General features: G+C 45.4%; 5 protein-coding genes. All 5 read left to right on the top strand.

What is annotated here, in order from left to right:
* Positions 1 to 50 precede the first annotated feature (50 nt).
* A complete protein-coding gene (locus CAG68_RS09545; RefSeq protein WP_017819928.1) occupies positions 51 to 791 on the top strand; it encodes a transglycosylase SLT domain-containing protein in 741 nt (246 codons plus the stop codon).
* Positions 792 to 890: 99 nt separating this feature from the next.
* Positions 891 to 2,099 carry a DEAD/DEAH box helicase gene (locus tag CAG68_RS09540; protein ID WP_086046593.1) on the top strand — a complete coding sequence of 403 codons (1,209 nt, stop codon included), beginning with the start codon at positions 891 to 893 and terminating at the stop codon, positions 2,097 to 2,099.
* Positions 2,100 to 2,349: 250 nt separating this feature from the next.
* On the top strand, positions 2,350 to 3,012 hold the full coding sequence (locus tag CAG68_RS09535; RefSeq protein WP_005388291.1) for a potassium channel family protein: 663 nt from the start codon (positions 2,350 to 2,352) through the stop codon (positions 3,010 to 3,012).
* Positions 3,009 to 4,376 carry a TrkH family potassium uptake protein gene (locus tag CAG68_RS09530; RefSeq protein WP_025766961.1) on the top strand — a complete coding sequence of 456 codons (1,368 nt, stop codon included), beginning with the start codon at positions 3,009 to 3,011 and terminating at the stop codon, positions 4,374 to 4,376. The genes CAG68_RS09535 and CAG68_RS09530 overlap by 4 nt, the downstream gene beginning before the upstream one ends.
* Before the next feature lie 360 nt (positions 4,377 to 4,736).
* Positions 4,737 to 6,442: M6 family metalloprotease domain-containing protein (locus CAG68_RS09525; RefSeq protein WP_202599906.1), on the top strand; the 1,706-nt coding region annotated here is incomplete at its 3' end.

The following is a 6,442-nucleotide window of genomic DNA, read 5'->3' as shown; positions in this document are numbered from 1 at the left end:
GATCACATCCAGGATTCCTGTTGCTGATATTTATATTAAATTTGTAGGAAATGGATTACATTCTGGGAGTGTTCCCTACATCCGGCTTCGTTGTGAAAACGGTTTATAAGCAACTGTATAAGTTAGTAAAGTTCCAAAAACTACATCAAAAAAAAGACAAGTTTCTTACCAAATCAATTCGCTTGGTGAGTTCGAGCCATCGACTACGCCAAACGCTTCCTCTACTTTCTAAAATTGTCGAAGAACATGACGCATCAACGGTCTCTTCGATTGCAGATCCCGAGAACGCGGTCGCGTGGGGAGGTAAAGTTTCTCCAGAGTTCAAATCTAAAGTCATTCGTATTAGTAAAGAGCTAAAGATCAATCCTAATCATCTTATGGCGTGCATGGCATTTGAAACTGCTGAAACTTTCAGTCCAAGCATCAAAAATGGTTCCGGAAGCGGGGCTACAGGGTTAATTCAATTTATGCCCTCTACCGCAGAATCATTAGGAGTGAACACAAAGACTCTTGCGAGAATGAGCGCGCTTGAACAACTTGACTATGTGAAAGCGTACTATTGGCCCTATCGAAATAAAATTAATAGCTTAGAAGATGCTTACATGGCCATTCTCTACCCTGCTGCGATTGGTAAACCGCTGTCTTTCGTTTTGTTCAGACAAGGCTCAATAGCCTATCGACAGAATGCAGGTATCGATCGCCACAACACGGGGAAAATCACGCTTAATGATGTTTCCTACAAAGTGAGGAAAAAATTAGAAAAAGGTTTGCAGCCCAATTTCATGGGCTAAGATTGTGTCATGTTCCTAGTTTTTCGCGCATGAATCCTTCTGTTACTTCACGGGGATTCTGATACACTACGCGCCCATTTCCTCTGTTGAGACCTTTCTATGCCATTTTCTAAGCTTGGTTTAAGCGCATCGATTGCTGATGCAGTAAAAGCGCTAGGTTATGAAAAACCCACTTCTATCCAACAAAAAGCCATTCCAATCGTATTGCGTGGCCGCAATTTAATTGCAGCAGCGCAAACGGGCACAGGTAAAACGGCCAGTTTTGTTCTGCCAATCTTAGAAAAGCTTAGTCGAGGCGAAACGCAACATAAAAAACGCGCTCGTGCGATTATCCTAACGCCAACACGCGAACTGGCGCTTCAGGTTCATCAAAGTATTGAAGCTTATGGTAAAAACTTACCATTACGCTCAATGGCGATGTTTGGTGGTGTGGATTATGCACCACAAAAACAAGCCTTGATCGAGGGTGTCGATATTGTGGTAAGCACGCCTGGGCGCTTGATTGATCTGTACGGTCAACGCGCGATTCACTTTGATGAAGTGGAAATGCTAGTGCTTGATGAAGCCGACAAAATGTTGGATATGGGATTCATCGATGCGATCGACAAAATCGTCGACTGTATGCCAGAACATGTGCAAAGTTTGCTGTTCTCAGCAACGTTATCTAACCCTGTTCGTGACTTGGCGAAAAATGCGATTATTGATCCTGAAGAGATCACGATTGCAAAGCACAGTGCCTCAAAATCAAATATTAAACAGTGGATCACGACCGTCGATAAAGACATGAAGTCGTCGCTGTTAAGTCACTTGCTTAAAGAAAATGACTGGTCGCAAGTACTGGTATTTATTGAAACTAAACACGGCGCAGCCAAACTGGTAAGCCAACTTGAGAAACGTGGCATTGTGGCAGAAGCATTCCACAGTGGCCGTAATCAGCGTGTTCGCCAGGAATTAATAGAAAAGTTTAAAGCGGGTGAAATCCAGTACTTAGTCGCAACCGGCGTTGCTGCGCGCGGTATTGATATTGATAATCTGCCAGTTGTCATCAACTACGATTTACCTTACCCAGCGGATGAGTATGTACATCGTATTGGTCGTACAGGTCGTGCTGGCGCGAAAGGTGAGGCGATATCACTGGTTTCAAAAGACGACTTTAAGAACCTCTGCATGATTGAAAGTCGTTTAGGGCACTTGCTAGAGCGAGTGGAAATTGAAGGTTTTGCGCCAAGAAAGCCAGTACCAATTTCAATTTTAAATTACGTGCCTAAGAATAAACGTAAACCGCGCGATAAGCGCGAATCAAAATAGCCAGTTTATCCCATGATCTAAAAGCCGCATTCTTGCGGCTTTTTGCGTTTTAAGGCATCCAATTATGTAGCCATCGCGACGGTTTCTATTCGGTAATGAGGAAAAAAGTTAATCAGTGTCATACGCTTAACACGTAAAGTGAATCAAGGTGCGTTAAGCTTTTGTCAATTATCTGTCCGCAGGTTTGCACAAGGTAAGGAATGGGCGCAAACTTTTTTGCTTGCTAATGAATGCATAAGATGGGGCACAAATGAAAACAGGTGATAAGCAATTCGCCGTTATTGGTCTTGGCCGATTTGGTTTGGCAGTGTGTAAAGAGTTACAAGATTCAGGCGCTCAAGTTTTAGCCGTTGACATCAACGAAGACAGAGTTAAAGAAGCCGCCAGTTTTGTTAGTCAGGCGGTTGTGGCTAACTGTACTCACGAAGAGACGGTTGCTGAGCTCAAACTTGATGATTACGACATGGTGATGATTGCCATCGGAGCGGATGTCAATGCCAGTATTCTTGCGACATTGATTGCTAAAGAGGCGGGAGTAAAGTCAGTATGGGTTAAAGCCAACGACCGCTTCCAAGCTCGTGTTCTGCAAAAAATTGGCGCAGACCACATTATCATGCCTGAGCGTGACATGGGGATACGTGTCGCGCGTAAAATGCTCGATAAACGGGTTCTTGAGTTCCACCCATTAGGCAGTGGCTTAGCTATGACGGAGTTTGTGATTGGCTCTCGTTGGATGGGTAAGACACTAAGTGATTTGGCTCTGTGCAAAGTCGATGGCGTGCAAGTGCTAGGGTTTAAACGGGGCCCAGAAATTACCAAGGCACCTGACCTTAATACCACACTAGAAATTGGTGACCTAATTATTGTGGTCGGCCCTCAAGATGCGCTCGCAAATAAATTAAAATCGCTATGACGTATTTTCATCAGAAAGGTGTTTTTTACGCACCAGATGGTAAACAAGAGAAAGCGAAAGGCAACGAACCGCGAATTATATTGCTCAGTTTTCTCGGTGTTTTACTGCCTTCTGCGGTATTGCTAACCTTGCCAGTTTTTTCTGTTACGGGCCTGTCGATAACGGATGCTTTGTTTACTGCAACGTCCGCTATTAGTGTGACAGGGCTTGGTGTTGTCGATACTGGGCAACACTTTACGCTTGCGGGTAAAATCTTGCTGATGTTTTTAATGCAAATCGGTGGGTTGGGGCAGATGACGTTGTCGGCAGTCTTACTCTATATGTTCGGCGTGCGTTTGAGTTTGCGTCAACAAGCGCTGGCGAAAGAAGCATTAGGGCAAGATCGGCAAGTCAATCTAAACCGACTAGTAAAGCGGATTGTTGTTTTCGCGCTTGTTGCAGAAACGGTCGGGTTTATTTTTCTCTCTATCCGCTGGGTCCCTGAAATGGGCTGGCAGACTGGTATGTTTTACGCCTTGTTTCATGCAATTTCTGCATTTAACAACGCTGGGTTCGCGCTGTTTTCTGACAGTATGATGAGCTTTGTGAATGATCCGTTGGTTATCTTTACACTGGCGGGGCTATTCATTTTTGGCGGGCTTGGTTTTACTGTTGTGGGTGACATCTGGCTAAACTGGCGCAAAGGTTTCCACTTTTTGCATCTTCACACCAAAATCATGCTGATTGCGACACCGATATTGCTCTTAGTCGGAACGATGATGTTTTGGTTACTTGAGCGAAGCAACCCAAACACAATGGCGTCTTTACCTGCAACAGGGCAATGGTTGGCGGCATTCTTTCAATCTGCGAGTGCGCGAACGGCAGGGTTTAATAGTGTTGACTTGGCGTTGTTTACCCAGCCGGCCTTACTGGTCATGATTGTTCTGATGTTAATTGGAGCGGGTTCCACCTCAACGGGGGGCGGTATTAAAGTTTCCACATTTGCTGTTGCGTTTATGGCTACGTGGACCTTTTTACGCCAAAAGAAACATGTGGTTATGTTTAAGCGAACCATAAATTGGCAAACTGTGACTAAGTCATTGGCAATTATCGTTGTGAGCGGAGCTATCCTGACAAGCGCAATGTTTTTATTGATGCTTACCGAGAAGGCCAGCTTTGATAAGGTTATGTTTGAAACCATTTCCGCATTTGCCACAGTGGGGCTCACCGCCGGTTTGACTGCGGAACTTTCTGAACCTGGTAAATACATTATGATCGTGGTGATGATCATTGGTCGTATTGGGCCGCTCACGCTTGCCTACATGTTGGCACGTCCTGAACCTACCTTGGTCAAATACCCAGAAGACGCAGTTCTTACAGGTTAATATAGCGTTAAACAATGGCCGCGCGACCATTACGAGCATTGATTAATAGCAGTGCTCGTACATTTATAGAATATGTGGAATGTTGCCCAATTTTACCTACAAATTCGTAGAAGTTCATTTCTTCTTCCTTTCGTTTCGATACTATTCATTCACTCAATTTATATTCTCAGAAGCTACGCTCATAACAGCGTTTTGGAATCCGACGCTTTTGTAGTGTGACACCAAACTACGTCGTGTTATCTGAGCGAATTGATACCAGCCTTCGTCAATAGTCACTCAGTCTTACTCTATGCCCATAGGGTTACTTTGTGTTTGTTGTGCTTGGTATTAATTAACGAATCGAAAAGATGGAGTCGTACTTTGAAATTCAACACACTCGCCATGGCTATGCTAGCTGCGCTTCTTGCAGGGAAGAGCATGGCAACTACTCCGCCATCACCGGTTTGGCATACTATTGCGTTGAGCGATGGTAGTTCCAGTGAGGCAATTCTACGTGGAACGGCAGATTTCCACTGGTTTGAAGATAAGCAGGGCAATGCCTTACTTCAGGAAGACGGCGTTTGGTTTTTCGCGCGGATTCAGCGCGAGTCAGACACGCCAATATTGATCTCGACAGGTGTGGTGAAAACGCAGTCGAGTGAGCCACCTGAGTCGGCGAGGTTTCGCCCGGATTTACAAGTTAAACCGCAATTATCTTCTCTAAAAACCATTGAACCGATGGCACGAAAAAACCTACTGCGTTCGGCGCAAGGTTACCAGGCGATGAGCAGTTCAACGGTGAAGCAGCAGCCCCTATTGGTTGTGCAAGTTTCGTTTGATGACCAAGCAATGGTGCACGATTTTGAGCAACGCGTATTTAATACCAATGGTCAAAGCGTTGTGGATTACTTTGATAAAAACTCTCAAGGTAAATTCAAAGTTGTTCCTGCACTTGAGAGTTACGGCACCGCCAATGACGGTGTGATAGATGTGACTGTGGCACAAAGCCACCCTAACTGTCACTCTAGTTCTACTGATAAGACATGCACCGCCAAGTTGAATGCGGTTTTCACCGAGGCTTATCAAAAACTGGATCCATACTTTAATCTTTCGGCCTACGACAGCAATCAAAATGGTACCGTAGAACCGTCAGAACTCTCTGTCATGTTTATTTTTGCGGGGGGCGATCGTTCAACAGGGGTTCTCAACCGTCCTGCTATTTGGCCGCACAAATTCTCTCACGATGATGTCACACTAGATGGTAAAAAGATCACAGACTATTGTGTGTTCGCTGACTATCAAGTTGATCATCAAGCGACGTTGGGCGTGATCGTACACGAGCTTGGCCACTTAATGCTTGGCTTACCGGATTTGTACGCAAGGAACAGTGATGCCTCGATCGGCTCTTGGGGCGTGATGGGTGGCGGTTCATGGGCGCAGAAACCGGGAGATTCATACGCTGGTGACACTCCGGTGAACATGAGTGCGTGGAGCAAACACGCTGCTGGTTTTGTTGTACCAACGGTAACTCATGAAAGTCCAGCGCCTATTTCTGTGAACAACGACGATGTCAAGCTGGTGTATCTCGACCCGTACTTGAAAGAGTTTGGTCCACGTGTTTACTTGGAAAATCGCACCTTTAGCGGTTACGACCGAGCATTGGCGGCTGAAGGTATCCTGGCGACGTCGGTCAATGTCCAGAACCGCTTTAATGATGTTGGCGCGATGCAGGTTCAAATCATGCAGGCTGATGGTCTGAATGAGTTAGAAAATGATGGTAGGAGTGACGCTGACGATTTGTACCCTAATGGTGGCGATGTCATTTCAGATACATCGACCCCGGGTCTGAGAGCGATCACAGGGTTTGATACTGCGGTTCGTATTTCCAACATTGCCAGCAACACCAACGGCGGTAGCTTTTCTCTTGAGCATACAAACGAACCAAATAAATCAGCATGGCTGAACTCTCTTCATCAAGGTTATGTGTACGCGAGTGGGAGTAACACTCTGGCGGTGTCACTGGACTTGAATAGTGATACAGAGCTTGATGGCCTTCAACTTTATGCGCAAAGAGATAGCGCTCAAAG

The sequence above is a fragment of the Vibrio sp. V42_P2S4T144 genome (assembly GCF_009904715.1).
In the GTDB taxonomy this organism is placed as follows: Bacteria; Pseudomonadota; Gammaproteobacteria; order Enterobacterales; family Vibrionaceae; genus Vibrio; species Vibrio alginolyticus.
Note: the sequence above shows the minus strand (reverse complement) of the source record. Positions and strands in the feature narration are given on the sequence as shown.